Source organism: Sphingomonas baiyangensis (assembly GCF_005144715.1).
Taxonomy (GTDB): Bacteria; Pseudomonadota; Alphaproteobacteria; order Sphingomonadales; family Sphingomonadaceae; genus Sphingomonas; species Sphingomonas baiyangensis.
In genome coordinates, this window is record NZ_SWKR01000002.1 from 2,510,587 (window position 1) to 2,535,122 (window position 24,536).

24 protein-coding genes and 1 pseudogene are annotated in these 24,536 nt (G+C 69.0%); 18 read left to right on the forward strand and 7 right to left on the reverse strand.

The window, feature by feature from the left end; translation table 11 throughout:
• Window positions 1-10: 10 nt before the first annotated feature.
• Window positions 11-592 (forward strand): ABC-type transport auxiliary lipoprotein family protein, encoded by a 582-nt coding sequence (locus FBR43_RS15440; protein ID WP_136943910.1) that lies wholly within the window; start codon window positions 11-13, stop codon window positions 590-592.
• A 182-nt stretch (window positions 593-774) separates the two neighbouring features.
• Here the strand turns inward: FBR43_RS15440 and ubiG are convergent, their stop codons facing one another.
• The gene (gene ubiG, locus FBR43_RS15445) at window positions 775-1,497 is read right to left on the reverse strand and encodes a bifunctional 2-polyprenyl-6-hydroxyphenol methylase/3-demethylubiquinol 3-O-methyltransferase UbiG (protein ID WP_136943911.1); all 723 of its coding nucleotides are present in this window, start codon (window positions 1,495-1,497) and stop codon (window positions 775-777) included.
• A gap of 51 nt (window positions 1,498-1,548) precedes the next feature.
• On the opposite strand from ubiG, the gene FBR43_RS15450 reads away from it, so the two are divergent.
• The 12 genes from FBR43_RS15450 (at window position 1,549) to FBR43_RS15505 (ending at window position 14,241) form a co-directional block, all read left to right on the forward strand.
• Entirely contained in the window at window positions 1,549-2,805 is a 1,257-nt protein-coding gene (locus FBR43_RS15450) for an aspartate kinase (protein ID WP_136943912.1), read from the forward strand.
• Window positions 2,806-2,867: 62 nt separating this feature from the next.
• Window positions 2,868-3,494, forward strand: a complete 627-nt coding sequence (locus FBR43_RS15455) for a LolA family protein (protein WP_136943913.1) — start codon at window positions 2,868-2,870, stop codon at window positions 3,492-3,494.
• A gap of 215 nt (window positions 3,495-3,709) precedes the next feature.
• Complete coding sequence (locus tag FBR43_RS15460) at window positions 3,710-4,507, forward strand: exodeoxyribonuclease III (RefSeq protein ID WP_136943914.1); 798 nt, start codon at window positions 3,710-3,712, stop codon at window positions 4,505-4,507.
• On the forward strand, window positions 4,504-5,562 hold the full coding sequence (gene ribA, locus FBR43_RS15465; RefSeq protein WP_249276633.1) for a GTP cyclohydrolase II: 1,059 nt from the start codon (window positions 4,504-4,506) through the stop codon (window positions 5,560-5,562). The genes FBR43_RS15460 and ribA overlap by 4 nt, the downstream gene beginning before the upstream one ends.
• A 43-nt stretch (window positions 5,563-5,605) precedes the next feature.
• Window positions 5,606-5,833 (forward strand): zinc-finger domain-containing protein, encoded by a 228-nt coding sequence (locus FBR43_RS15470; protein WP_136943915.1) that lies wholly within the window; start codon window positions 5,606-5,608, stop codon window positions 5,831-5,833.
• Between the two features lie 18 nt (window positions 5,834-5,851).
• A complete protein-coding gene (tldD, locus tag FBR43_RS15475; RefSeq protein WP_136943916.1) occupies window positions 5,852-7,279 on the forward strand; it encodes a metalloprotease TldD in 1,428 nt (475 codons plus the stop codon).
• A gap of 370 nt (window positions 7,280-7,649) precedes the next feature.
• Window positions 7,650-9,803, forward strand: a complete 2,154-nt coding sequence (locus tag FBR43_RS15480; protein ID WP_136943917.1) for a TonB-dependent receptor domain-containing protein — start codon at window positions 7,650-7,652, stop codon at window positions 9,801-9,803.
• 55 nt (window positions 9,804-9,858) lie between these two features.
• Window positions 9,859-10,518: a PepSY-associated TM helix domain-containing protein gene (locus tag FBR43_RS15485; protein WP_136943918.1), complete on the forward strand. Its 660-nt coding sequence runs from the start codon at window positions 9,859-9,861 to the stop codon at window positions 10,516-10,518.
• A gap of 8 nt (window positions 10,519-10,526) precedes the next feature.
• Window positions 10,527-11,048, forward strand: a complete 522-nt coding sequence (locus FBR43_RS15490) for a DUF2271 domain-containing protein (protein WP_136943919.1) — start codon at window positions 10,527-10,529, stop codon at window positions 11,046-11,048.
• 14 nt (window positions 11,049-11,062) lie between these two features.
• Window positions 11,063-11,884 carry a DUF4198 domain-containing protein gene (locus tag FBR43_RS15495; protein WP_136943920.1) on the forward strand — a complete coding sequence of 274 codons (822 nt, stop codon included), beginning with the start codon at window positions 11,063-11,065 and terminating at the stop codon, window positions 11,882-11,884.
• A 4-nt stretch (window positions 11,885-11,888) separates the two neighbouring features.
• Window positions 11,889-12,866: an FAD:protein FMN transferase gene (locus tag FBR43_RS15500; protein WP_249276634.1), complete on the forward strand. Its 978-nt coding sequence runs from the start codon at window positions 11,889-11,891 to the stop codon at window positions 12,864-12,866.
• 55 nt (window positions 12,867-12,921) lie between these two features.
• A complete protein-coding gene (locus tag FBR43_RS15505) occupies window positions 12,922-14,241 on the forward strand; it encodes a methyltransferase family protein (protein ID WP_249276635.1) in 1,320 nt (439 codons plus the stop codon).
• On the opposite strand, the gene FBR43_RS15510 is transcribed toward FBR43_RS15505, so the two are convergent.
• Genes FBR43_RS15510 through FBR43_RS15520 form a run of 3 tightly spaced genes read right to left on the reverse strand, consistent with a single transcriptional unit; the run spans window position 14,238 to window position 16,860 of the window.
• The gene (locus FBR43_RS15510; RefSeq protein WP_136943921.1) at window positions 14,238-15,611 is read right to left on the reverse strand and encodes a glutamate--cysteine ligase; all 1,374 of its coding nucleotides are present in this window, start codon (window positions 15,609-15,611) and stop codon (window positions 14,238-14,240) included. The two genes, FBR43_RS15505 and FBR43_RS15510, sit on opposite strands and share 4 nt — an antisense overlap.
• Window positions 15,612-15,667: 56 nt before the next feature.
• Entirely contained in the window at window positions 15,668-16,411 is a 744-nt protein-coding gene (locus FBR43_RS15515) for a 16S rRNA (uracil(1498)-N(3))-methyltransferase (RefSeq protein WP_136943922.1), read from the reverse strand.
• A 41-nt stretch (window positions 16,412-16,452) separates the two neighbouring features.
• Entirely contained in the window at window positions 16,453-16,860 is a 408-nt protein-coding gene (locus tag FBR43_RS15520) for a DUF2147 domain-containing protein (protein WP_136943923.1), read from the reverse strand.
• Window positions 16,861-16,967: 107 nt separating this feature from the next.
• Here FBR43_RS15520 and ubiA point away from each other — a divergent pair, with 107 nt between their 5' ends.
• The 3 genes from ubiA to FBR43_RS15535 are packed head-to-tail and all read left to right on the forward strand — an operon-like array spanning window position 16,968 to window position 20,031.
• A complete protein-coding gene (gene ubiA / locus FBR43_RS15525; RefSeq protein WP_136943924.1) occupies window positions 16,968-17,909 on the forward strand; it encodes a 4-hydroxybenzoate octaprenyltransferase in 942 nt (313 codons plus the stop codon).
• Window positions 17,910-17,918: 9 nt separating this feature from the next.
• Entirely contained in the window at window positions 17,919-19,253 is a 1,335-nt protein-coding gene (locus FBR43_RS15530) for a TldD/PmbA family protein (protein ID WP_136943925.1), read from the forward strand.
• Window positions 19,240-20,031, forward strand: a complete 792-nt coding sequence (locus FBR43_RS15535; RefSeq protein WP_136943926.1) for a 3'(2'),5'-bisphosphate nucleotidase CysQ — start codon at window positions 19,240-19,242, stop codon at window positions 20,029-20,031. The genes FBR43_RS15530 and FBR43_RS15535 overlap by 14 nt, the downstream gene beginning before the upstream one ends.
• Before the next feature lie 130 nt (window positions 20,032-20,161).
• Here FBR43_RS15535 and ispG read toward each other — a convergent pair whose 3' ends face one another.
• Window positions 20,162-21,280 carry a flavodoxin-dependent (E)-4-hydroxy-3-methylbut-2-enyl-diphosphate synthase gene (gene ispG / locus FBR43_RS15540; RefSeq protein ID WP_136943927.1) on the reverse strand — a complete coding sequence of 373 codons (1,119 nt, stop codon included), beginning with the start codon at window positions 21,278-21,280 and terminating at the stop codon, window positions 20,162-20,164.
• 99 nt (window positions 21,281-21,379) lie between these two features.
• On the opposite strand from ispG, the gene FBR43_RS15545 reads away from it, so the two are divergent.
• On the forward strand, window positions 21,380-22,543 hold the full coding sequence (locus FBR43_RS15545; RefSeq protein WP_169542640.1) for an acyltransferase family protein: 1,164 nt from the start codon (window positions 21,380-21,382) through the stop codon (window positions 22,541-22,543).
• A 3-nt stretch (window positions 22,544-22,546) separates the two neighbouring features.
• On the opposite strand, the gene FBR43_RS15550 is transcribed toward FBR43_RS15545, so the two are convergent.
• A complete protein-coding gene (locus FBR43_RS15550; RefSeq protein WP_136943929.1) occupies window positions 22,547-22,864 on the reverse strand; it encodes a 2Fe-2S iron-sulfur cluster-binding protein in 318 nt (105 codons plus the stop codon).
• 66 nt (window positions 22,865-22,930) lie between these two features.
• Between FBR43_RS15550 and FBR43_RS15555 the strand changes: the two genes are divergently transcribed.
• Entirely contained in the window at window positions 22,931-23,557 is a 627-nt protein-coding gene (locus FBR43_RS15555) for a DNA-3-methyladenine glycosylase family protein (protein WP_136944287.1), read from the forward strand.
• A 286-nt stretch (window positions 23,558-23,843) separates the two neighbouring features.
• Here the strand turns inward: FBR43_RS15555 and FBR43_RS16530 are convergent.
• Window positions 23,844-24,119: pseudogene (locus tag FBR43_RS16530) on the reverse strand (flagellin); the annotation flags it as partial.
• Window positions 24,120-24,536: the final 417 nt, after the last annotated feature.

The following is a 24,536-nucleotide window of genomic DNA, read 5'->3' on the forward strand; positions in this document are numbered from 1 at the left end:
GCCCGGCATCATGAGAAAGCTCGTCATTCTGCTCGCCGCGCTGCCACTGGCCGCCTGCATCCGCTTCGGCGCCGAGCCGCCGCCCTCGCTGCTGACGCTGAACGCGCAGGCGCAGGTCCCCGTCGGCCAGACGCTGAACTCGAGCGCCGCCTCGACGATCACCATCCGCGTGCCCTCGGCACCGCAGGAATTGTCGGTGCAGCGCGTGCCGGTGCGATCGGCCGATACGGCGATCGCCTATGTGAAGGACGCACAATGGGTCGAGCCGCCCGCACGGCTGTTCGCGCGGCTGCTGTCGGATACGGTGACGGCGCAGACGGGGCGCGTCGTGCTCTCGGGCCGGCAGTCGAATGTCGATCCCGGCGCGCTGCTGACGGGCGAATTGCGCAGCTTCGGCCTCGACGCGGCAACGAACGAGGCGATCGTCACCTATGACGCCGCGCTGCTGCGCCAGGGCGCGTCGAGCTTCGAGAAGCGTCGCTTCGAGGCGCGCGTGCCTGTGAGCGCGATCGACGCGGCGAATGCCGGCGTCGCGCTGAACGCTGCCGCCAATCGTGTGGCGGGCGAGGTCGCGGCCTGGGTGGGGCGGTAGATTGGTTTCGTACCAGTATATGAACTCAACTGCCGTTCGCACTGAGCCTGTCGAAGTGCCGTTCTTCTCCGACTCCAGAGTGAGAATGGTGCTTCGACAAGCTCAGCACGAACGGTGAGAGGTGGTTGCAAACAGCCGGGAATGGCGTTGGCCGTGCGGCTGCGCGCAATGGCGGGCTTGCCTCAGTTCCGCACCGCGCGCAGCAGATAGTTGAGCCGCACGTCGCGCCCCAGCACGAAACCGCGTGCGGGATCGAGAGAAAGGCCGGTCACATCCTCGACCGCCAGTCCGGCAGCGGCCAGATGCGCAGTGACCTCGTCGGGTGTCACAAACTTGTTCCAGTCGTGTGTGCCGCGCGGGATCATGCCGAGGCCCTCGCCGAGCGAGATCATCGCCAGCTGCGACACCGGCGTGCGGTTGGGCGTCGATACGATCAGCAGGCCGCCGGGTGCCAGCAGCCGCGCCAGCGCGCCGACGAACGCGGCGGGATCGGTGACATGCTCGATCACTTCCATCGCGGTGATAAGATCGAAGGTTTCGCCCGAAAGCTGCTCGACCTCGCCGGCCAGATAGCGCACGGCCAGCCCGGCCTTCGCGGCATGCGCCTCGGCCGCGCCGATGTTCTCGGGCGCGGCGTCGATTCCCGTCACCTCGGCGCCCAACCGCGCCAGCGGCTCGGCAAGCAGCCCCGCGCCGCAGCCGACGTCGAGCGCACGCCTGCCGGCAAGCGGCCGAAGCTCGGTGCGCGCACTGCCCCAATGCGTATCGATGCTGTCGCGCACATAGCGCAGCCGCACCGGATTGAGGCGGTGAAGCATCGCCGACGACCCCTTGGGGTTCCACCAGTCGGCCGCCAGCGCGCCGAAATGCGTGGCTTCGGCGGGGTCGATCGTTGCCTTTGTCATACCGTCCTCCTATCAGGCGCCCGCACCGCACCCAAGGGGGCCTTTTCGACCATGGCGCGCATCGTGATGAAGTTCGGTGGCACCTCGATGGCCGGTATCGAGCGCATCCGCACCGTCGCCAATCTCGTCAAGCGCGAATGGGAAGCCGGAAACGAGATCGCCGTCGTCGTCTCGGCGATGGCGGGCGAAACCGACCGGCTGGTCAATTTCTGCCGCGAGGCATCGTCGCTCTACGATCCGCGCGAATATGACGTGGTGGTGTCGAGCGGCGAGCAGGTGACGTCGGGGTTGCTCGCCATCGCGTTGCAGGCGGTGGGAGTGCCTGCGCGCAGCTGGCTCGGCTGGCAGCTGCCGATCCGTACCTCGGACGGGCACGCCTCGGCGCGGATCGGCGATATCGACACGCGCGCGCTCAACGAGAGTCTTGCCGAGCGCGTAGTGGCGGTGATCCCCGGCTTTCAGGGCGTGGCGACGGGCGAGCGGGTGACGACGCTGGGGCGCGGCGGATCGGACACCTCGGCGGTGGCGATGGCGGCGGCGATGAAGGCCGATCGCTGCGACATCTACACTGATGTCGACGGCGTCTACACCACCGATCCGCGCATCGTGCCGCGTGCGCGCAAGCTCACCAAGGTGACCTACGAGGAAATGCTCGAACTGGCGAGCGTGGGGGCCAAGGTGCTCCAGACGCGCTCGGTGGGACTGGCGATGAAGGAAGGCGTGCGCGTGCAGGTGCTGTCGTCCTTCGTGGGCGAGGACGGCGCGGTGCGCCCCGGCACGCTGATCGTGGGCGAAGAGGAGATCGACGACATGGAACGCCAGCTCATCACCGGCATCGCGCACGACAAGAACGAGGCCAAGGTCACGCTGGTCGAAGTGCCCGACCGCCCCGGCGCGGTGGCGGCGATCTTCGGTCCGCTCGCCAATGCCGGCATCAATGTCGACATGATCGTGCAGAACGTGGCGCACACCACGGGATCGACCGACGTGACGTTCACCGTGCCGCGCGCCGACCTGCCACGCGCGCTCGACACGCTCGACAAGGAACGCGCGACGATCGGCTTCGCCAAGATCGTCCACGACGTGCGCGTCGCCAAGATCTCGGTCGTGGGCGTCGGCATGCGCAGCCATGCCGGCGTGGCGGCGACGATGTTCGAGACGCTGGGCAGCCGCGGCATCAATATCCTCGCCATCACCACCAGCGAGATCAAGGTGAGCGTGCTGATCGAGGAGGATTATACCGAACTCGCGGTCCGCGTCCTCCACACCGCCTATGGCCTTGACGCCCCCGAGGACGCGGCGGCCTGAACCACGGGTTCACCCCGCCTTCATCGCGGAACCTCTAGGGCGTTCGCATGTCTAGCACTGCCATGAACCGTTTCGCACTCGCGCTGGCGCTGGCCGGCACCCTCGCGGCCCCCGTGGCGCTCGCGCCTGCCGCTGTCGCGCAGCAGGGCGATCTTGCCGCGGTGCAGACGCATCTGCGCGCCGTCGAGAGCATGACCGCCGCGTTCACCCAGACCGATCGCGCGGGCAAGACGCTGACTGGCACGCTGACGCTCAAGAAGCCGGGCAAGATTCGCTTCCAGTATGAAAAGGGCGTGCCGATCCTGATCGTCGGCGACGGCAAGGCGATCTGGTTCCTCGACTATTCGGTGGGACAGCGTTCGCGCTGGCCGATCGGCGATTCGCCGCTGGGCGTGCTGATCGACCCCAATCGCGACATCACGCGCTACGCCAAGGTGGTGCCGGGCAGCGACCCGCGCGTGTTGAGCGTCGAGGCCTATGATCCCAAGCGCCCCGAATATGGCCGCATCACGATGATCTTCGAGCGCCAGCCCTCGGCGCCCGCCGGCCTGATGCTCCAGGGCTGGGTGGCGCTCGATTCGCAGGGCAACCGCACGACGATCCGCCTCGCCGACCAGCGCTTCAACGCGCCCGTCAGCGACAGTACGTTCCGTTTCAACGATCCGCGGAGGGGCGCGCGGCGAAGCTGACGCTTCCGTTCATCTGCGCGCAAGGCTGGCGGCCCTAGAACGGCCAGCGCGGAGTTGGGGCGCTTTGCCGGGATTTTCCCCCTGTTGCCCGGTGTTCGGCCTTCAATCTCCCGCCTGCGTGACGAACGCCGGTCGGTCCCCGTTCCATGCCCCCGGAGCGGGGACCTTTCGGTGTCTGGCGCATGGCGCATGGCGCCGCTACATCGCGCGGCAGCATGACCGACAGCCTCAAGATCGCTTCGTGGAACATCAATTCGGTGCGCTTCCGCATCGGCATCGTCGAGCAGTTCCTGCGCGAGGCCGCGCCGGACGTCCTGTGCCTGCAGGAAACCAAGGTGGTCGACGACGACTTCCCACATGAGGCGTTTCGTGCGCTCGGCTACGACCATATCGTCATCCACGGCCAGCGGATGCACCACGGCGTCGCCATCCTTTCCAAACTGCCGATGGCCGAGGACGACCGGCTCGACTGGCAGGCCAATGGCGAGGCGCGGCATGTGGGCGTGCGACTGGCGAATGGCCTGCGCATCGAGAATGTCTATGTGCCCGCAGGCGGCGACGTGCCCGATCGCGACATCAATCCCAAGTTCGGCCAGAAGCTCGATTTCGTCGAGCGGATGACGCGCTGGTCCGAGGGGCTGGGCGGCGTGCCGACGCTGCTGACGGGGGACTTCAACATCGCCCCGCTCGAATGCGACGTGTGGAGTCACAAGCAGCTGCTCGACGTGGTGAGCCATACGCCCATAGAGGTCGCGGCGCTGGCGCGGTTGCAGGCGGCGAACGACTGGGTCGATCTGGGCCGCCAGTTCGTGCCGCCGCCCGAGCGGCTCTATACGTGGTGGAGCTATCGCGCGAAGGACTGGGCGGCGTCCGATCGCGGCCGCCGGCTCGATCATATGTGGGCGAGCCGCGACGTGGCGGCGCAGGCGACGGCGCATCGCGTGTTTGAAGGCTGCCGCAGCTGGCTCAAGCCGTCGGATCACATCCCCATCCTCACTGAGTTCGCCTTTTGAGCGACGCGCGTGCCGCCGCCCGCGCGATCGACGCGCTGCGCCGCGGCTGGCCGGTGACGATCGCGGGCAGCGACGGCATGCTCGCGCTGCTGGCGATCGAAACCGCCGATGCGCTGCGGCTGGCCGAGTTCGATCCTGCAGGCGTCGCGGGTGTGCTGCTGTCGTCGGGTCGCGCCGCGACGCTCCGGCTCGACAATCAGCGCGAGGCGGCGACGCCCGACGCGCCGGTGCTGGTCGAGCGCGCGTCGTGGCTCGATTTTGACGCGGCGACGGCGCTGGCCGATCCCGCCTTCGATCTGGCGGTGCCGCTCAAGGGGCCGTATCGCGCGGTGACGGTGCCGGCGCCCGATGCCGCCGCGGCGGCGCTGCGGCTGGCGCGCATCGCGGGCATATTGCCGGCATTTTTTGTGCGCGCCGGCGATGCGAGCGACGCGCTGCCGGTCGCCGCGATCGATGCGCACGAGGATGCCGGGCGGCTGCGCATCGCCGCGCGCGCGCGCCTGCCCGTCGCGCATGCCGAGGATGCCGAGATCGTCGCCTTCCGCACGCCCGAGGCGGCGGACGAGCATGTCGCGCTGCTGATCGGCCAGCCCGACGGCCGCGCGCCGCTGGTGCGGCTGCACAGCGAGTGCCTGACGGGCGACGCGCTCGGCAGCCTGAAATGCGATTGCGGGCCGCAGCTCGATGCCGCGATCGCCGCGATGCAGGCCGATGGCTGGGGCATCCTTCTGTATCTACGACAGGAAGGGCGCGGCATCGGGCTGGTAAACAAGCTGCGTGCTTATGCCTTGCAGGACCAGGGCTTCGATACGGTGGACGCCAACACCCGGCTGGGCTTCGCGATCGACGCCCGCGATTTCCGCGTCGCTGCGCGGATGCTCGACCTGCTCGGCCAGCGGCGCATCCGGCTGCTCACCAACAATCCCGAAAAGGTCGCGCAGCTTGCCGCCGCCGGCATCGCAGTGATCGAGCGCGTGCCCCATGCGCTGCCGCCCAATCGGCACAACGAACGCTATCTCGCGACCAAGCGCGACCGCACCGGCCACCAGCTGTAGCGGCCCGTTGATCGCCCGCGATGCCGCTGCTAACGCCCGGCGCATGATCCCGCCGCCCGAACTGATCCGCACCGCCAGCCCCCGCGTCGCCTGTGACGGCGCGGGCGAGATCGAACCGGCGCTCGGCCATCCGCGCGTGTGGCTCCAGATCGACGAGAGCGGCTATGTCGATTGCGGTTATTGCGACCGGCGCTTCGTGCTGATCGGCGGGCCCGCCGACGGCGCCGATCATGCTGCGCTGCCCGATCACGGGGATGGCGCCGGCAAGTAGCACGCCTATATCGGTGGCATGACACAGCCTATCGATCCGCGCGGTTTCCTCTATGGCGATGCGCTCGACCCCGACATCGCCGCCCGCCTGACCGCCGATGCGCTGTCGGCCGCCGAAGATGGCGAGCTGTATCTGCAATATCGCAAGACCGAGGCGTTCGGCTTCGATGACGGGCGATTGAAGACCGCGTCGTACAACACCGATTCGGGCTTCGGCCTGCGCGCGGTGTCGGGCGAGCAGACGGCGTTCGCGATGGGCAACGACCTGTCGGCCGACGCCATCCGCCGCGCCGCCGCGACGATGGCGCTGATCGATCCCGCAGGCACCGCCAAGGCGCCGCCGCCGCGCGGCAACAACCGCCATCTCTATACCGCCGCCGACCCGATCGACCTCGTGCCCTTCGCCGACAAGGTGGCGCTGTGCCAGACGATCGACGCCGCCGCGCGCGCGCGCGACCGCCGCGTGGTGCAGGTGTCGGTATCGCTCACCGGCCAGTGGAGCGTCGTCGAGATCGTGCGCCCCGATGGTTTCGTCGCCACTGACGTGCGGCCACTGGTGCGGCTCAACATCTCGATCGTGGTCGAGGCAAATGGCCGGCGCGAGACGGGGACCTTCGGCATCGGCGGGCGCGAGCTGTATGATCGCGTGATGCAGCCCGAGACGTGGAACCGCGGCATCGATGCCGCGCTGGCGCAGGCGCTGGTCAATCTCGAATCGGTGGCCGCCCCTGCTGGCGAAATGCCCGTGCTGCTGGGGCCGGGCTGGTGCGGCGTGCTGCTGCACGAAGCGGTGGGCCATGGGCTGGAAGGCGATTTCAACCGCAAGGGATCGTCGGCCTATTCGGGCAGAATTGGCGAGCGCGTGGCCGCGCCCGGCGTGACGGTGATCGATGACGGCACGCTCGGCGGCCGGCGGGGGTCGCTCTCGATCGACGACGAGGGCACGCCGACGCAGGAGAATATCCTGATCGAGGATGGCGTGCTCAAGGGCTATATCCACGATCGGCTGAATGCGCGGCTGACGGGCGTGGCCCCCACCGGCAATGGCCGGCGCGAAAGCTATGCCCATGCGCCGATGCCGCGCATGACCAACACCTTCATGGCCGGTGGCAGGGACGACCCTGCCGAGCTGATGACGCGCGTGAAGCGCGGCATCTATGCCAAGAGCTTCGGCGGCGGGCAGGTGGACATCGTGTCGGGCAAGTTCGTGTTCGGCTGTACCGAGGCGTACATGATCGAGAACGGTTGCATCGGCGCGCCTATCAAGGGCGTGACGCTGATCGGCGACGGGCCGGGCGTGCTGACCAAGGTGGAAGGCATCGGCAACGATTTCGCGCTCGATGAGGGTGTCGGCATGTGCGGCAAGGGCGGGCAGAGCGTTCCCGCCGGTGTCGGCCAGCCGACGCTGCTGGTGGGCGGGCTGACGGTGGGCGGCACCGCGGTGTAAGCCTGCGGCCTTACGCCGCACCGCCGACCTTACGCGCGCGTCCGGCCCGCATAACTGCCTTGAGGCGACGCAACGCTATTTCCCGGTGCGCGCTCGATTAGCGCTAACGGTATAGCGCAGCCTGTTCATGATTAGCGGCCGGCCTTAGATGCGGGCGTCATAGCTTCTGCCGGGCAGCCCAATCGCACTTCCGACTCGCGACCGCCACCTTTCAAAGCAGGGGGTGTGCGCGGCAACCCCGCGCGTCTGTGCGCTTTCTGGCCATACTCTCCTAGCTTGACAACATGCGAATAATTCTCAAGAGCGATGCAACTAATTCGCAATAGGGGGTGGTCGCGTGATAATAGGGTGGAGATGGGGAACGGTAGCGATGCTGCTGCTGACGACGGCGCCGGCGGCATGGGCGCAGACCGAGCCCGTCACGGCGCAGCAATCGGGCGAGGACGATGCACCCCCCGCCAGCGCCGCCCAGCGCGATATCGAACGCACCGGCGCCACCAGCCGCGACGAGATCGTCGTCACCGCCAGCGGCTATGAGCAGAAGATCGAGAACGCGCCCGCGAGCGTCAGCGTCGTCGGCCGCGCCGAGCTGGAAACCGAACGCTTCAACAACCTTGCCGACGCGCTCGCCGACGTCGAGGGCGTCGATGTCGGCGGCACCGCGGGCAAGACCGGCGGTCTCAACGTGTCGATCCGCGGAATGCCCAGTGACTATACGCTGGTGCTGCTCGACGGCCGGCGCCAGAACGCGCCGGGCAACGTCACGCCCAACGGCTTCGGCGAAACCTCGACCAGCTTCCTGCCGCCCTTGTCGGCGATCGAGCGGATCGAGGTCGTGCGCGGGCCGATGTCGACGCTCTACGGATCGGATGCGATGGGCGGCGTCATCAACATCATCACGCGCAAGGTGGGTGATCGCTGGGTGGGCACGCTTACCGCCGACACTACGCTCCAAGGCGATGGCGATTTCGGCAACACCTATTCGGCCAACGCCTTCGCGCAGGGGCCGGTGGTGCGCGACCTGATCGGCGTTTCGGTACGCGGCAGCTATTTGCGGCGCGATGCCTCGGCGCTGGCCTATCTCGACGCGAACGGCGACCCGATCGAGGTCAGCACGCGCGGACCCAGCCCGGTCGAGGGCGACATCTACACGCTGGGCGGCCGTGTTTCGATGACGCCGGCATCGAACCACGATCTGTGGGTCGAATATGATTATTCGCACCAGCGCTACGACAATTCGGAATCGCAGCTCGGCACCGGCACCGTGCAGGGCGGCTATGCCGACGAGCAGCGCTTCATCCGCGACCAGATCACCGCCGCGCACAACTGGCGCGCCGGCTTCGGCACGCTCGAGACCACGCTCACGCGCAACACCACCGAGACCATCGGCCGCACGATCCCGCCCGGCACTCCCAACACCACCCCCGGCGACCCGCGCGAGCTGCGGGCCAGCAACACCATTCTCGATTCGCGGCTGATTGCCGAAGTGGGCAGCGTGGTGTTCACTGCCGGCGGCCAATATTGGTGGGCGCGAATGAACGATGGCGTGGCGCCCGGCCAATATGCCTTCGATCAATGGGCCGGTTTCCTCGAGGCGAGCTGGGCGATCACGCCCGAATTCACGCTGACCGCGGGCGGGCGATATGACGAGCACACAACCTTTGGCGGCAAGTTCTCGCCGCGCGGCTATGCGGTGTGGAACGCGCTGCCGGGCCTGACGATCAAGGGCGGCGTGTCGCGCGGCTTCAAGACGCCGCGGCTCGACCAGATCACCGCGGGCATCACCGGGTTCGGCGGCCAGGGCACGATCCCGCTGCTCGGCACGCCCGGACTTCAGCCCGAGACCACCACATCGGCCGAACTGGGCGTGTACTTCGACAGCCTGACGGGCTTCTCGGGCAACGTCACGCTGTTCAACAATGATTTCGACAACAAGATCGCCGCCGGGCCGGGCGTGCCCAACTGCCGCTTCGCGCTGGCGCCCGATCGCGCCGGCTGCATCGACGTGGGCAATTTCCCCAATGTCGATCTGTTCGGCCAGACGGTAAACATCGACCGGGCGCGCACACGCGGCATCGAGACGGCGGTGCGCTTCATATTCTCGCCCAGCCTGACGCTGACCGCGAACCACACGCTTACCGACAGCATCCAGCAATCGGGTGCCGAACAGGGCCTGCCGCTCATCGGCACGCCGCGCCACCTGTTCAATACGCAATTGCGCTGGCGCGCTACCGATGATCTCTCGCTGTTCGCGCGCGGCCAGATCCAGTCGGGGCGGTTTCGCGGAACGGGTGCGGCACAGCGCGAGCTCGGCGATTTCGGCGGGTTCGAGCTGCTGCATATCGGCGGCAATTATGCGCTCACCGACCGTGTGACGCTGAACGCCGTGGTCTATAATGTGTTCGACACCAACTTCGTCGAATATCTGCCGTACCGCGACGGCGCGCGGCTGCTCTACGCCCAGCAATATGCCAACAATCAGGAGCCGCGCCGGCTCTATCTGTCAGTGAATGTCGACTTCTGATGGATAATGTTTCGCATTTGCAGAATATGTCCCGCGAGCTATGGTTGCGCGGACGATGAACGAGATCGCCCATCCGCAGCCGGCGACGCGCCGCGCGCGTGCGCCGCGTCCGGCGCGCGCATTCTGGTGGCGCCAGTTACACCTGTGGCACTGGATCAGCTCGGCCGCGTCGCTGATCGGGCTCCTGCTGTTCGCGGCGACGGGCATCACGCTCAATCACGCCGCCGATATCGAAGCATCGCCGGTGGTGGTCGAGAAATCGGCGACGTTGCCGCCCGCACTGCTTCCGGCGATTGCGCCCGATGCCGCAGCCAACGGCAACCGCCCGCTGCCGCCCGAGGTCGCGCAGTGGGTCGCCCGCGAGTTCGACATCGCCACGCGCGCACCGGCCGAATGGTCGGCCGACGAGGTATATCTGGCCGCACCCCGGCCGGGCGGGGACGGCTGGGTGGCGATCGACCGCGCCACTGGCGCCGTCACCAGCGAGCGTACCGATCGCGGCTGGATCGCCTGGCTCAATGATCTGCACAAGGGGCGGAACAGTGGAGTGGTGTGGAGCTGGTTCATCGATATCTTCTCGGTCGCATGCTTCGTGTTCGCGCTGACGGGCCTTGCGCTGCTGTGGCTCCACTCGAAGCGCCGGCCGAGCACTTGGCCGCTGGTTGCCGCCGGCCTGATCCTGCCCGCCATCCTCGCCATCTTCTTCATCCATTGAGGGCCGCCATGCCGCTTTCGTACCGTATCCTGATGACCGGCATTGCCGCTGCATCCTCTGCCGGCCCTGCCGCCGCGCAGACGATGCAGCTCGACGTCGCGATCCCGCGCCTCACCGTCGCCGAATATCATCGGCCCTATGTGGCGATCTGGCTCGAACAGCAGGGCGGCCCGGCGCGCACGCTGCAGATCTGGTACGATCACGACATGCCCAAGAACGAGGGCACCAAATGGCTGCGCGACGTGCGCCAGTGGTGGCGCGCCAGCGGGCGCGCACTCAAGTTGCCGGCCGACGGCGTGAGCGGCGCGACGCGTGCGCCGGGGCGCCATTCGGTATCGTTCGTCAATGGACGCGGGCCGCTCGGACGGCTGGCGCCGGGGCAATATGTGCTCGTCGTCGAGGCCGCGCGCGAAGTGGGCGGGCGCGAATTGCTGCGGCTGCCCTTCGCATGGCCGCCCAAGCCCGGCGTCGCCGCCACCGCGCGCGGTCAGAGCGAGCTCGGCGCCGCCACGCTCACCTTCAAGCGCTGACAGGGGATACTCACATGCACAAGCAGTTCCGGCTGGGCCTGATTGCCGCCGCCGCCGCCATCGCCACGCTGCCCGCCACGCTCTCGGCACACCGGCTGTGGATGCTGCCGTCGATCACCGTGGTATCGAGCGACGATGCGTGGGTGACGTTCGACGCCGCGGCATCGAACGACCTGTTCCACCCCGATCACCAGCCGCTGCGCGCGCCCCCCGCCGCCTTCGCGCCCGACGGATCGGCCGCGAAGATCGAGAATTGGGCGACGGGGCGCTATCGCAGCACCTTCGACCTCCATCTGACGCAGCCGGGCACCTGGAAGGTGGCGATGGTCAATCAGGGCGTGATGGGCAGCTACACGCTGAACGGCGAGCAGAAGCGCCTGCCGCGCGGCACTGCGCTCGCCGAGCTCGCCGGGGCAGTGCCCGCCGGCGCGACCGAGGTGAAGCTCACTGAGGTCGACAGCCGCAACGAGGTGTTCGTCACATCGGGCGCGCCGACGCAGACGGTGCTGACGCCTACCGGCAAGGGGCTGGAACTGGTCGCCGCCTCGCACCCCAACGATCTCGTGGCGAGCGAAGCGGCGACATTCGGTTTCCTGGTCGACGGCAAGCCGGCGCCGGCCGGGCTTGACGTGCAGGTCATCCCCGGCGGCAAACGCTACCGCGACGACGAAGGCACGATCGCGCTCAAGACCGACGCGCAGGGGCAGGTGCGCATCGAATGGCCGGGCCCCGGCATGTACTGGCTGAACGTCAGCAGCGAGGGCCGCTCCACCGCGATCCCCGATGCCGCCCGGCGCATGGGCTACACCGCGACAATCGAAGTGCTGCCGGGCTGAGGCGATGCGCGCCGCGCTGCCCGAGCGGATCGAATCGGCTGCCTTTCACCGCCGACGTCCCGACGCAGCGGTGGCACAGTTTGGCGGCGAGACGATGGGCACGAGTTGGTCTGCGCGGATCGTCGACGCTCCGGCCGGGATCGCCCCCGTCATCGAGGCGGCGCTGGCTTCGGTCATCGCGGCGATGAGCCAGTGGGAGCCCGAATCGGCGCTATCGCGCTTCAACCGGGCGCCGGCCGGTGCGTGGCAGGTGCTTCCCGCGCCGCTGCTTAGCGTGCTCGATGCGGCGCTCGCGCTGTGGCGGCGAAGCGGCGGGGCGTTCGACCCGGCGGCAGGCGTGGCGGCCGATCTGTGGGGGTTCGGCGCCGCCGGGCGCGTATCGACCCCGCCCGCCGATGCGGCCATCGCCGCTGCGCTGGCACGATCGGGAGCCGGCGCCATCGAGCGCGACGGCGATTCCGCACGCCGCACTGCCGATGTCGCGCTCGACCTCTCGGGCATTGCGAAGGGCTATGCGGTGGACCTGCTGGCCGATGCGATCGCGGCAGCGGGCGCGCGGGACTTCCTCGTCGAGATCGGCGGCGAATATGTGGGGCGCGGCATCAAGCCCGACGGCCAGCCCTGGTGGGTGGCGCTGGAGACGCCACCGGGCCTCGTTCTCGAACCGCTGATGGTCGCGCTGCACGGGCAGGCGCTCGCAACTTCGGGCGATTATCGCCGGTTCGTGTCCGGCACGGACGGACGCCGGCTGGGCCACACGCTCGATCCGCGAACGGCGCGCCCCATCGAAAACGGCGTCGTGTCGACCAGCGTGCTCGCCGATACGTGCATGGCGGCCGATGGCTGGGCGACGACGCTCGGCGTGCTGGGGCCGGTGCGCGGCATCGCGCTGGCCGATTCCGAGCGCTTGGCCGCGCGCATCGTCACCGCCGACGGCGCCGAATATCTGTCGCAACGCATGGCCGCGCTGATCGACGGATAGCCGCGCGCCGCGAGGCTTCACGCGATGCTTACCATTGGCGCGCTAGACGGGCGGCGTGACCTATCACGATCGAAGCCTCGCGACGCCCGCCGTCGCCGATCCGCGGCCCCGCTCGGCGGTGTCGGGCGCCACCGGACTTGTCGGCCTTGCCGGGCTCGGCGCCTGGATCGTTTTCGCCAAGTCGATGGGCATGGACGGGCCCTATGCGGCGCTGATGAACATCGTCGCCTGCGGCCTGCCGATGCTCGTCTGGGCGATCGCGGTCGACAAGGTGCATCGCAACGCCTCGACCGGCATCGACTGGTCGAACTCGCGCCCGTGGCGCGATACGCTCGACACCAGCCTCGCGCGGCTGGCGGGGCTGTGGATCACCTTCGGCGCGATCGCCGCGACCTATTTCATCGGCCGGTTCTTCCACGAAGGCGTGTTCAGCTTCGCGATGTGGTGCTTCGAGCGTGCGGCGCCGTGGCTGTTCCTCGCCTCGATCCCCTATGTGCTGCTGATCGACCGCTTCACCACCGATCCGCGCGACGGCACCTGGCATCTGGGCGCCTGGGCGATGGGGCTCGACGAGCCGGTCGACCGCGCCGCGGTGGCGCGGCATGCCCGCGCCTGGGCAGTGAAGGCGTTCTTCCTCCCGTTCATGATCGGCATCGTGCCCGGCGCGTTCGGCGACTTCATCCGTACCGACCTCTCCGCCACGCTCGCCGATCCGGTGCGACTGGCGCTGACGCTCATCACCTTGATGTTCGTGATCGACATCGCGTTCGCCTGCGTCGGCTATCTGCTGACGCTGAAGCCGCTCGATGCGCATATCCGCTCGGCCGAGCCGACGGTGGCGGGCTGGGTCGCGGCGCTGATCTGTTATCCGCCGTTCGCGCTGATGCGCTCGGGCGGCCCGCTCGACTATCATCCGGGCACCGCCGAATGGACCTTCTGGCTGGCTGGCTATCCTTCGATCGCCGCGGTGCTCGGCGCGGTGCTGGTGGCGCTGACCGCCATCTATGCCTGGGCGACGGTCGCGTTCGGGCTGCGCTTCTCGAACCTCACGCATCGCGGCATCCTGACCAACGGGCCGTTCGCCTGGTCGCGCCACCCGGCCTATCTGAGCAAGAACATCTTCTGGTGGCTTTCGACCATTCCGTTCCTGACCACCACCAACAGCCTGACCGATGCCGCGCGCAACACCGTGCTGATGGCAGTGGTGAGCGCCATTTACTACTGGCGCGCCAAGACCGAGGAGCGGCACCTCTCGGCCGATCCCGATTACGTCGCCTATTGGCAGTGGATGGAACGCAACGCCCCCATCCCGCGCCTGTTCGCACGCCTCCGCGGCAGGCCCGCGCGGCTGCCCGAGGCGCTGGGCGCGATCTAGAACCGGTTCTCGCTGTAGATCGCGCAGGCGTCGCCATCCCATTGGCGGTGATAGCGATCGAGCAGGTGCTGCGCGGGCACCTTGCCGCTGCGCACGATCTCGCGCAGCGGATCGAGGAATCCCGTCTCGTCCTCGCCCGCGCCGTTGCGCCGTGCGCGCGCCGCCAGCCCGCGATGCGCGATGTCGAGTACCTCGCCGGCGATGTCGCGCAGCCGCCCGCCGCCGGGCAGCGGGGCGTCGAGCGCGAGCCGGGGCACGTCGTTGCGCAGCGCCTCGCGATCGGCCATCGACCAGCCCTGGACCAGATCCCACGCGGCATCGAGCGCGCCCTGATCGTACAGCAGCCCTACCCAGAACGCCGGCAGCGCGCAGATGCGGCCCCATGGCCCGCCATCGGCGCCGCGCATCTCGAGGAAGGTTTTGAGCCGCACTTCGGGAAAGGCGGTCGAGAGGTGATCGGCCCAGTCGTCGATCGTCGGCTTCTCGCCGGGCAGCACTGCGAGTTCGCCGCGCAGGAAATCGCGGAAGCTCAGGCCCGCGGCATCGATATAGCGCCCTTCGCGATAGACGAAGTACATCGGCACATCGAGCGCATATTCGGCATAGCGCTCATAGCCGAAGCCGTCCTCGAACACGAAGGGGAGCATGCCGGTGCGGTGCGGATCGGTGTCCGACCAGATATGGCTGCGATAGGAAAGCATGCCGTTGGGCTGCTTCTCGGTCAGCGGTGAATTGGCGAACAATGCGGTCGCCAGCGGTTGCAGCGCCAGCCCGACGCGGAACTTCTGCACCATGTCGGCTTCGCTCGCATAATCGAGGTTCACCTGGATGGTGCAGGTGCGCAGCATCATGTCGAGCCCGAGATTGCCGACGCGCGGCATGTGCGCGAGCATGATCGCATAACGGCCCTTGGGCATCACCGGCAGATCGCTGCGCGCCTTGTCGGGCCACATGCCGAGGCCGAGAAAGCCAAGGCCGAGCTTCTCGCCGACCGCCTTCACCTGCTCGAGATGGCGGCCCGTCTCGGCGCAGGTCTGGTGCAGATTTTCGAGCGGCGCGCCCGACAGTTCGAGTTGGCCGGCGGGTTCGAGGCTGACGGTGCCGTCGGGGCCGGCAAGCGCGATGACCTTTCCGCCTTCCTCGACCGGCGTCCAGCCATAGGGCACGAGCGCCATCAGGAGGTCGCGGATGCCGCCGGGCTCGTCATAGGAAGGCGCGCGGCAATCGGCGGTGCGATAGACGAACTTCTCGTGCTCGGTGCCGATGCGCCAGCGGTCGGGCGTCTTCTCGCCCTGCGCGAAATAGTCGATAAGCTGCGAGCGGTGCTCGATCACCGGCGAGTTGCTGACCGAAACCGTCTTGGTGCTCATCGCCGCGCCTTACGCCCGGCGAACGGGCGGCACAATGGGGTGAGAGATCTGCCGCCTTACCAGTCGCCGGCCGCCGCCATCCACAGCGCGCTCGCCGCTGCCGCTGCCGTCTCGGCGCGCAGGATGCGCGGGCCGAGCGTGATGCCGCGGGCCGCCGCGACGTTGCGGATCGCTTCGCGCTCGTCGGGCGTGAAGCCGCCTTCGGGGCCGATCAGGATCGCCGCCGGGCCGGCATGCGCGCGCATCGCCTGCGCGGCGGGGGCGCCGCCCGTCTCGTCGGCGAAGAACAGCGCGCGCTCGGCGGGCCAGTGGCGCAGCAGCGCCGCGAGCTTCACGGGTTCGGCGAGCTCGGGCAACGCGGTGCGGCCGCATTGCTCGGCCGCCTCGATCATATGCGCGCGCAGCCGGTCGGTGTTGAGCCGGTCGACGATCGTGCGCTGCGTCAGCACCGGCACCAGCCGCGCGACGCCCAGTTCGCACGCCTTTTCGGCCACCCAGTCGATACGTCCCTTGCGGATCGGCGCGACGCACAGCCACAGGTCGGGCACCGTTTCGCGGACGCGACGATGCTCGGTGATCTCGAGCGTGCAGTCGCGCTTGCGCACCTCGCGTGCCAGCGCCAGCCATTCGCCGCTCGCATCGTCGAACAGCAGCACCGGATCGCCCGCCTTCAGCCGCATCACCGAGACGAGATAATGCGCAGCGCCGCCATCGAGCCGGATCGCGGCGCCCATCGCGAGCGGCTGCTCGACGAAGACGCGCGGCGTCGATGCGGGGGGCCAGGCAGGCGTGGCGGGCATCGGCTGCGCCTATCCGAGTAGCACCGCGCCGTCGAGCGCGCTCAGCCGCGCACGCGCTTCCACACCTGCTCGCGGCAGCCGAAGCTGCCGAACAGGCAGCCGGTGCCGATCAGCGTGTCGCGATCGGCGAGCTCGATCGTACCTTCGAAGCTGCGCGCCAGATCGGGCACATAGACCTCGCCGTACCAGACGCCATCCTCGGGCTCGAAGCCTTCGAAGATGCGCGTGCCCACCAGCTTGGGCGTGCCGCCGCGCGCGGCATCGGCCTGCGCCTTGGCGTTCGCCCAGACGACGGTGCCGCACATCGCGCGGCCGCAACGCTCGGCGCGGATATGCACCGAATTGCTGCCATTGGCCCAGGTGCCCGACCAGTCGGGCGCGCGCTGCTGTGCCGCTGCGGGCGCTGCCGCCATGCCGAGCGCCAGCGCGCCGAACAGGATATTCCGCATCGAAACGACCTCATCCTTCTGGTATCGCTGAGGAATATAGGGGTGGCGATGCGCTGCTGCGAGTCCGCCCCCCTTGCCCGGCGCGGTCGAGCGGGTAGACCCCGCGCATGACCGCTGCGCCCGACATCGTACCCGACAGCCAGCATCGCGGAATGGTAGGCCGCCTGCCGCCCCGGCTGCGTGCCTATGCACTGCTCGCGCGCTTCGACCGGCCGATCGGCTGGTGGCTGCTGTTCTGGCCGGGCGCCTGGGCGCTCGCGCTTGCGGGTACGTTGCCGGCGCGCTGGGACATGCTCGCCTGGTTCCTGCTCGGCAGCATCGCGATGCGCGGCGCCGGCTGCGTCTATAATGACATCGTCGATCGCGATCTCGACGCGCGCGTCGCGCGTACCGCTAGCCGCCCGGTGGCGAGCGGCGCGGTGTCGCTCAAGGCGGCTTGGGGCTGGCTGGTGCTGCTGTGCCTCGTGGGACTGGTCGTGCTGCTGCAACTGCGCTGGCAGGCACAGCTGGTGGCGCTCGCGAGCCTCGCGCTGGTGGCAGCGTACCCGTTCATGAAGCGCATCACCTGGTGGCCGCAGGCATGGCTCGGCATCGTCTTCACCTGGGCAGCGCCGGTTGCATGGGTAGAGGCCGATCCGGGCACGCTGGCGCCGCTCGCCTTTCTCTATGCCGGCAGCATCGCCTGGGTGATCGGCTACGACACCATCTATGCGTTGCAGGACATCGAGGACGACGCGCTGGTGGGCGTGCGATCGTCGGCGCGCGCGCTGGGGCGCGGCGTGCGCGGGGGCGTGGCGTTTTTCTATGCCGCGGCACTGCTGCTGTGGGCGACGGCGATCTGGCAGGTCTTTCCCGATGCGCTGGCACCCGCTGCGCTGCTGCCCGTGGCAGCGCATTTCGGCTGGCAGGTGGCGACGCTCGCCCCCGCCGACGGCGCCAATGCGCTCGCGCGCTTCCGTGCCAACCGCGTGGCGGGCCTGCTGATGTTTCTCGCCTGCCTCGTCGTCGGCAGTGCGGGTGCGATTGCGGGCGCGAGCTTCGCACCCTAACTGGCAGCGATGCTTACTCCCGAACTGGCGCGCGACCGCGCGATGCAGGCGATCGACCGCGCGCGCGCCGCCGGTGCCGACGCCGCCGACGCCGTCCTCTCCGCCGATACCGGCACCGGCGTTTCGGTGCGGCTCGGCGCGGTCGAGGATGTCGAGCGGACCGAAGGCGAGGAGCTGAGTCTGCGCGTGTTCTGCGGTCAGCGCACCGCCAGCGTCTCGTCGACGCGGCTGGGCGACGCCGATCTTGCCGATCTGGCCGCGCGCGTGGTGGCGATGGCGCGCGCCGCACCCGAGGATCGCTGGGCGGGGCTGGCGCCCGAGGACCGGCTGATGAAGGGCAGCGCGCCCGATCTGGATATCTGGGACGGCGGCGCCGTCGACCCCGAAGCGTTGCGCCAACGCGCACTTGCGGTGGAGGACGCCGCGCGCGCGGTGGCGGGCGTCACCAACAGCGAGGGCGGCAGCGCCTCGGCGCATGCCGCCGTCGTCGCGCTGGTGACCAGCCACGGCTTCGCCGCCGCCTATCGCGCGACGAGCTACAGCCTCGCCGCCAGCGTCATCGCCGGTACGGGCAGCGCGATGCAGCGCGATTCGGCGAGCCACAGCGCGCGCTATCAGGCAGCGCTCGACGCCGCCGAGGCGATCGGCCGCAAGGCGGGCGAGCGTGCGGTGGCACGGCTCGATCCGGTCAAGCTCGGTTCGGGCGCGATGCCCGTCGTGTACGACCGCCGCATCGCATCGGGACTGCTCGGCCATTTCGCCTCGGCGATCGCGGGGCCGGCGATCGCGCGCGGCACGAGCTTCCTGAAGGATGCGATGGGTGCGCGCGTGTTCGCCCCCGGCATCGAGATCGTCGACGATCCGCATCGCCCGCGCGGGCTGCGCTCGCGGCCGTTCGACGGTGAGGGGCTGCCGGTATCGCCGATGACGCTGGTGGACGACGGGATGCTCGAGACCTGGCTGCTCGACGCTGCATCGGCGCGCCAGCTCGGCCTCGAGCCGACGGGCCATGCCAGCCGCGGTGGCGGCGTATCGACGAGCAATCTCTACATGGCTGCGGGTCATGTGCCGCGCGATACGCTGATCGGCGAGATCGAGCGTGGGCTGTACGTGACCAGCCTGTTCGGCCAGGGCGTCAACGGCCTGACGGGCGATTACAGCCGCGGCGCCACCGGCTTCCTGATCGAGCATGGCGAGATCACGCGGCCCGTCGCCGAGATCACGATCGCGGGCAATCTCAAGGACATGTATCTCGCGCTGACGCCGGCAAGCGACCTCGAGTTCCGCTACGGCGTCAACGCGCCGACGGTGCGGATCGACGGGATGACCATTGCCGGCGCCTGAGCGTCTGGCCGATCGGATCGCGGCGATCGCCGCCGAGGCGGGGGCGCTGGCGATGGCGCGCTTCGGCGGCCCGGTCGACCGCTGGGAAAAGGCGCCGGGGCAGCTGGTGTGCGAGGTCGATCTGGCGGTCGACGCGCTGTTGCGCGAGCGGCTTTCGGCGCTGCTGCCCGATGCCGGCTGGCTCTCGGAGGAGACGGTCGACGATGCGGCGCGGCTCGCGTGCCGGCGCATCTGGGTGGTCGATCCGATCGACGGCACGCGCGACTATCTGCGCGGGCGGCCCGGCTGGGCGGTTTCGATCGCGCTCGTGGAGGACGGGCAGCCGGTAGTGGGCGTGCTCGATGCGCCCGCGCGCGGCGAGCGATGGCGCGCCGAGGCGGGCGAGGGCGCATGGCGCGGCGATGTGCGGCTGCGCGCGAGCGATCATGCGACGCTTGCCGGCGCGCGCGTGCCCGCCGATGCGCTGGCCAAGGCCGATCGCGATTTCGCGACGGTGGCCAAGCCCAATTCGATCGCGCTGCGCATGGCGATGGTGGCGGCGGGCGAGGCCGATCTGCTAGCGACGCTGCGCTGGGGCCATGAATGGGACATTGCGGCATCGACGCTGATCGCGTGCGAGGCGGGCGCAGCCGTCACCGACGCGTTAGGGCGGCCTCTGGCGTTCAACACGCCTGCCGGAAAGGCGTTCGGCGTGCTCGCGACGGCGCCCGCCATCCACGAACTGGCGCGCAACCGGCTGCGCGCGCGTGCCGAGGCGGCAATGGCGCGGGGGGATTGAGGCGGAACGCCCCTTTTTCCGTTCGCACTGAGCCTGTCGAAGTGCTGCTCTTGCTCAACCTCGGGAGAAAGCAGTGCTTCGACAGGCTCAGCACGAACGGAAATAAGGGGTGGGTGGGGAACGAATCCGCCTACGCCGCCTTCGCTGCGTCGCTCGCGGCCTCGATCTCGGCGGCCTTCGCCTCGACCAGCTGGACGATGTGGTCGATCATCCCGGCATCGTCGATCGTGTGGCTGGTCATGCCCGACAGATAGACCATGTGCTTGCCGGCACCACCGCCGGTGAGGCCGATATCGGTCTCACGTGCTTCGCCGGGGCCGTTGACGACGCAGCCGAGCACCGAAAGGCTCATCGGCGTGCGGATATGCTGGAGCCGTTCCTCGAGCGTCTGCACCGTGCGGATGACGTCGAAGCCCTGCCGCGCGCAGGACGGGCACGAGACGACGCGCACGCCGCGGTTGCGGATGCCGAGCGCCTTCAGGATCTCGAAGCCGACGCGCACTTCCTCCTCGGGCTCGGCCGACAGGCTGACGCGGATCGTGTCGCCGATGCCGAACCACAGGAGCGATCCCATGCCGATCGACGACTTCACCGTGCCGCCGATCAGCCCGCCAGCTTCGGTGATCCCCAGATGCAGCGGGCAGTCGACGGCTTCGGCAAGCTGCTGGTACGCCGCCACCGCCAGGAACACGTCGCTGGCCTTCACCGCGACCTTGTATTCGCGGAAGTCATGGTCCTCGAGCAGCTTGATATGGTCGAGCGCGCTCTCGACCAGCGCCTCGGGGCAGGGCTCGCCATATTTTTCGAGCAGGTCGCGCTCGAGGCTGCCGGCGTTGACGCCGATGCGGATCGCGCAGCCATTGGCCTTGGCGGCGTTGACGACCTCGCGCACGCGATCGGCCGAGCCGATATTGCCCGGATTGATGCGCAGGCACGCAGCGCCCGCATCGGCGGCCTCGAGCGCGCGCTTGTAGTGGAAATGGATGTCGGCGACGATCGGCACGTTGCTGGCGCGCACGATCTGCCGCAGCGCCTGCGTGCTCTCCACATCGGGGCAGCTCACGCGGATGATGTCGACGCCGGCTTCCTCGCAGCGGCGAATCTGGTCGATCGTCGCGGCGGCATCGCTGGTGGGCGTGTTGGTCATCGTCTGCACCGTCACCGGCGCATCGCCGCCCACGGGCACGTTGCCCACCATGATCTGGCGGCTGGGGCGGCGGGCGATGTCGCGCCACGGACGAAGGGACATGGGGGTTCTCGCTAACGGTTCGCTTACGCTCGCCGCGCTATACGCGTGCCGGGCGTGACTTGAAAGGCAGGCACGCGTCCGGGGTCGTAGCGCGTGCAGATGTTGTCGAGTACCCATGCCGGCGAGGCGCCGGTCCGGCCGATGCGCCATTACGGGCTCGACTGGTTGCGCATTGCCGCGTTCGGCCTGCTCATCCTCTATCATATCGGCATGGTGTTCGCGCCCTGGCACTGGGTGATCGACACGCAGAAGAGCTATCCCGCGCTCATCGTGCCGATGGCGGCGCTGTCGCCGTGGCGGTTGGGGCTGCTGTTCGCGGTGTCGGGCTATGCCTCGCGCATGCTGCTGCTGCGATCGGCGGGGCGGCGCGCCTTCGTGCGCAGCCGCAACTGGCGGCTGCTGATGCCGCTGGCGTTCGGGATGGCGGTGCTGGTGCCCGTCGAGATGTATATCCAGGTGGTCGAGCGCGGCTATCAGGGCGGCTACTGGCGCTTCTGGACGACCGACTATTGGCGGCAGGGGCCGCTGTTCGGCGTGATGTTCCCCAGCTGGGAGCATCTGTGGTTCGTGGTCTATCTCTGGGCCTATACGATGGTGGCGCTGGCGCTCGACCGCGTGGGCCGCCTGCCCGGCGCGCGCACCGCCCGATGGCTGCTACGCGGCGGCCGGCTGCTATGGGCGCCGATCCTTGCGATCGAGGCGATGCGCCTGTCGATCCTGTTCGTGCTACCCGAGCGGCAGGGGCTGTTCACCGACTGGCCGGGCCATGTCGTCTATTTCCCGTTGTTCCTGTTCGGCTTCGCGCTTGCGGCGCATCCGGCGCTGTGGGACGCGATCGCGCGTCTGTGGAAGCCCGCTCTCGCCGTCGCGGCGGTCGCCGGTACGATCGTGGTGGCGACCGAGTTGCGCTATCCGGGCGAGGCCGTGCCCGGCCATGCCGCGATGCTTGCCGATCGCGCGGCGCGCGTGGCGATGGCGTGGAGCATGACGCTTGCGCTCTTCCATCTCGCGCAACGCTTCTGGAACCGCGACCATCGCTGGCGCCGCACGCTCGGCGAAGCGGTGTTCCCCTTCTACCTGCTCCATCATCCCGTGATCGTCTTCATCGCCTGGGAGACGCTCGGCCTCAGGCTCGATCCGTGGATCGAGTTCGCGATCCTGCTGGCGGGCACGCTGGCGGCGTGCACCGCTTTCTATCTCGCCGCGCGCGCGGTTCCGTGGCTGCGCCCGCTGGCGGGGCTGGGGCCACGACCGCCGGCCTGACGATCAGTCCTCGGCCGCGATCTTCACGCGCAAGCCGTCGAGCGCGTCGGTAAAGGGGATCTGGCAGGCAAGGCGCGAGGTGGCGTCGCGGTCGGACGAGCTGTCGAGCAGGTCGTCCTCGTCCTCGCTCATCGCCGGCAGGCGATCGGCGAAGTCGGCATCGACATGCACATGGCAGGTGGCGCACGAGCAGCACCCGCCGCACAGCGCCAGCAATTCGTCGAAGCCGTTGTCGCGGATGACTTCCATCACCGAAAACCCCGCTTCGCCCGAGACCTCGCGCACTTCCCCTTCCCGCGTCTCGACGATAAGCTTCGGCATGCCAGTCTCCTTGTCCGGTCGCCGCCGCCATGCCGCGTGCGGCCGCGTTTCGCAAGCATCGCCACGATGGGCCTGAGCGCCGAGGCGCTGCGCGCCGACCTCGATGCCCTCGCCGCGATCGAGCCCGCCTTCGCTGCGGCGATCGGCCGTGTGGGCTATCCCGAACCGCGCATCCGCGCACGCGGCGTCGCCACCTTGCTGCGCACGATCGTCGGCCAGCAGGTGAGCTACAAGGCGGCCGATGCCGTGTGGCTACGGCTGGAGGAGGCGTTGGGGGGCGACGCCACCGATACCGCCGCGTGGATGGCCGCGAGCGACGAGACGCTGCGCGCCGCCGGTCTCTCGCGTCAGAAGACCGGCTATGCGCGCAGCCTTGCCGGGCTGGTCGAGGCGGGCGCGCTCGATCTCGCGCATCTGCCCGAGGACGACGAGGCGGCGATCGCCGAGCTGGTGGAGGTCAAGGGCATCGGCCGCTGGTCGGCCGAAATCTACCTGCTGTTCGCCGAAGGGCGACCCGACATCTGGCCCGCGGGCGACCTGGCGGTGCAGATCGAGGTAGGGCGCATCCTGGGCTGGCCCGAGCGCCCGTCCGAGCAGCAGGTGCGCGAGGTGGCCGAGCGCTGGCGCCCGCATCGCGGTGCTGCCGCCATTTTCACCTGGCACCATTATCGCAGCGACATGGGCGTGATCTGAAAGGTCGTTTGATTGCGGCACCGCGCTCCGCAACCGTTCCAACGATGCTTCGCATCGCCGGAACCTTGGGTTGCTTCGCCCGCTCCCCCTCCCGGCCACCCATCAGGATATGTTGTGGGTGGCCGGGAGGGGGAGCGGGCCGGCACCGCTACCAACAGAAACGAAAGAACCCCGCCGCGGCTGGCAGCCGGGCGGGGTTCTCGCGTGCACGCTCCGCTGGGAGGAGGAGCGTCGGCCGGCACCACCGCCTGTTAGGGGGGTGGCGGCGGCGCCGGTATGCGGTCGCTTAGCGCAGCAGCGACAACACGCTCTGCTGCGACTGGTTGGCCTGCGCCAGCATCGCGGTCGATGCCTGGCTCAGGATCTGCGCCTTGGCGAGCTCGGCGGTCTCGGTCGCGAAGTCCGTGTCCTCGATCCGGCTGCGCGCTTCGGACAGGTTGGTCATGTTGGTCGTCAGGTTGTTGACCACCGACTGAAGGCGGCTCTGGCCGGCACCCAGGCTGGCGCGCGTCGTGGCGACTGAGTCGAGTGCATCGTCGATCGAGTCGAGCGCGGCCGAGGCCGTGGTGCGCGACGTGATCTGGAGACCCGTAGCGGCCGGCGTCTCGCCGGGGGTTTCGCCGGGCGTCTCGGCAGGCGCTTCGGCAGCGACGAAGATCTTGTCGCCTTCGACCAGCGTGTAGCTTTCGCCTGCCTCGGGAGCGGTGAGCGCGGCGAAGGTCGCGCCATCGTCGAGATCGTCCTGCGTGATCGTGTGATCGGTGCCGATCAGGCCCGAGGCGGTGTCGACCGTGGTGGTGCCGCCGGCGCCGTCCGAGATCGTGTCACCCTCGCGCAGCTTGACGACGCGGTCGACGACTGCTGCGAACTCGACACCCTCGGCGGCGTCGCCCTCGGCAACCGTGTATTCGGTGCCGATATGCTCGTCACCGGTTGCGACGGTAACCAGTTCGCCCGTAGCTGCCGGCGTCTCTGCCGG

Bases quoted from the DNA above. Each gene is read 5' to 3' on its own strand.
- FBR43_RS15440 (WP_136943910.1), top strand. From the start codon at position 11: ATGAGAAAGCTCGTCATTCTGCTCGCCGCGCTGCCACTGGCCGCCTGC.
- ubiG (WP_136943911.1), bottom strand. From the start codon at position 1,497: ATGACAAAGGCAACGATCGACCCCGCCGAAGCCACGCATTTCGGCGCG.
- FBR43_RS15450 (WP_136943912.1), top strand. From the start codon at position 1,549: ATGGCGCGCATCGTGATGAAGTTCGGTGGCACCTCGATGGCCGGTATC.
- FBR43_RS15455 (WP_136943913.1), top strand. From the start codon at position 2,868: ATGAACCGTTTCGCACTCGCGCTGGCGCTGGCCGGCACCCTCGCGGCC.
- FBR43_RS15460 (WP_136943914.1), top strand. From the start codon at position 3,710: ATGACCGACAGCCTCAAGATCGCTTCGTGGAACATCAATTCGGTGCGC.
- FBR43_RS15470 (WP_136943915.1), top strand. From the start codon at position 5,606: ATGATCCCGCCGCCCGAACTGATCCGCACCGCCAGCCCCCGCGTCGCC.
- tldD (WP_136943916.1), top strand. From the start codon at position 5,852: ATGACACAGCCTATCGATCCGCGCGGTTTCCTCTATGGCGATGCGCTC.
- FBR43_RS15480 (WP_136943917.1), top strand. From the start codon at position 7,650: ATGCTGCTGCTGACGACGGCGCCGGCGGCATGGGCGCAGACCGAGCCC.
- FBR43_RS15485 (WP_136943918.1), top strand. From the start codon at position 9,859: ATGAACGAGATCGCCCATCCGCAGCCGGCGACGCGCCGCGCGCGTGCG.
- FBR43_RS15490 (WP_136943919.1), top strand. From the start codon at position 10,527: ATGCCGCTTTCGTACCGTATCCTGATGACCGGCATTGCCGCTGCATCC.
- FBR43_RS15495 (WP_136943920.1), top strand. From the start codon at position 11,063: ATGCACAAGCAGTTCCGGCTGGGCCTGATTGCCGCCGCCGCCGCCATC.
- FBR43_RS15500 (WP_249276634.1), top strand. From the start codon at position 11,889: ATGCGCGCCGCGCTGCCCGAGCGGATCGAATCGGCTGCCTTTCACCGC.
- FBR43_RS15510 (WP_136943921.1), bottom strand. From the start codon at position 15,611: ATGAGCACCAAGACGGTTTCGGTCAGCAACTCGCCGGTGATCGAGCAC.
- FBR43_RS15515 (WP_136943922.1), bottom strand. From the start codon at position 16,411: ATGCCCGCCACGCCTGCCTGGCCCCCCGCATCGACGCCGCGCGTCTTC.
- FBR43_RS15520 (WP_136943923.1), bottom strand. From the start codon at position 16,860: ATGCGGAATATCCTGTTCGGCGCGCTGGCGCTCGGCATGGCGGCAGCG.
- ubiA (WP_136943924.1), top strand. From the start codon at position 16,968: ATGACCGCTGCGCCCGACATCGTACCCGACAGCCAGCATCGCGGAATG.
- FBR43_RS15530 (WP_136943925.1), top strand. From the start codon at position 17,919: ATGCTTACTCCCGAACTGGCGCGCGACCGCGCGATGCAGGCGATCGAC.
- ispG (WP_136943927.1), bottom strand. From the start codon at position 21,280: ATGTCCCTTCGTCCGTGGCGCGACATCGCCCGCCGCCCCAGCCGCCAG.
- FBR43_RS15545 (WP_169542640.1), top strand. From the start codon at position 21,380: ATGTTGTCGAGTACCCATGCCGGCGAGGCGCCGGTCCGGCCGATGCGC.
- FBR43_RS15550 (WP_136943929.1), bottom strand. From the start codon at position 22,864: ATGCCGAAGCTTATCGTCGAGACGCGGGAAGGGGAAGTGCGCGAGGTC.
- FBR43_RS15555 (WP_136944287.1), top strand. From the start codon at position 22,931: ATGGGCCTGAGCGCCGAGGCGCTGCGCGCCGACCTCGATGCCCTCGCC.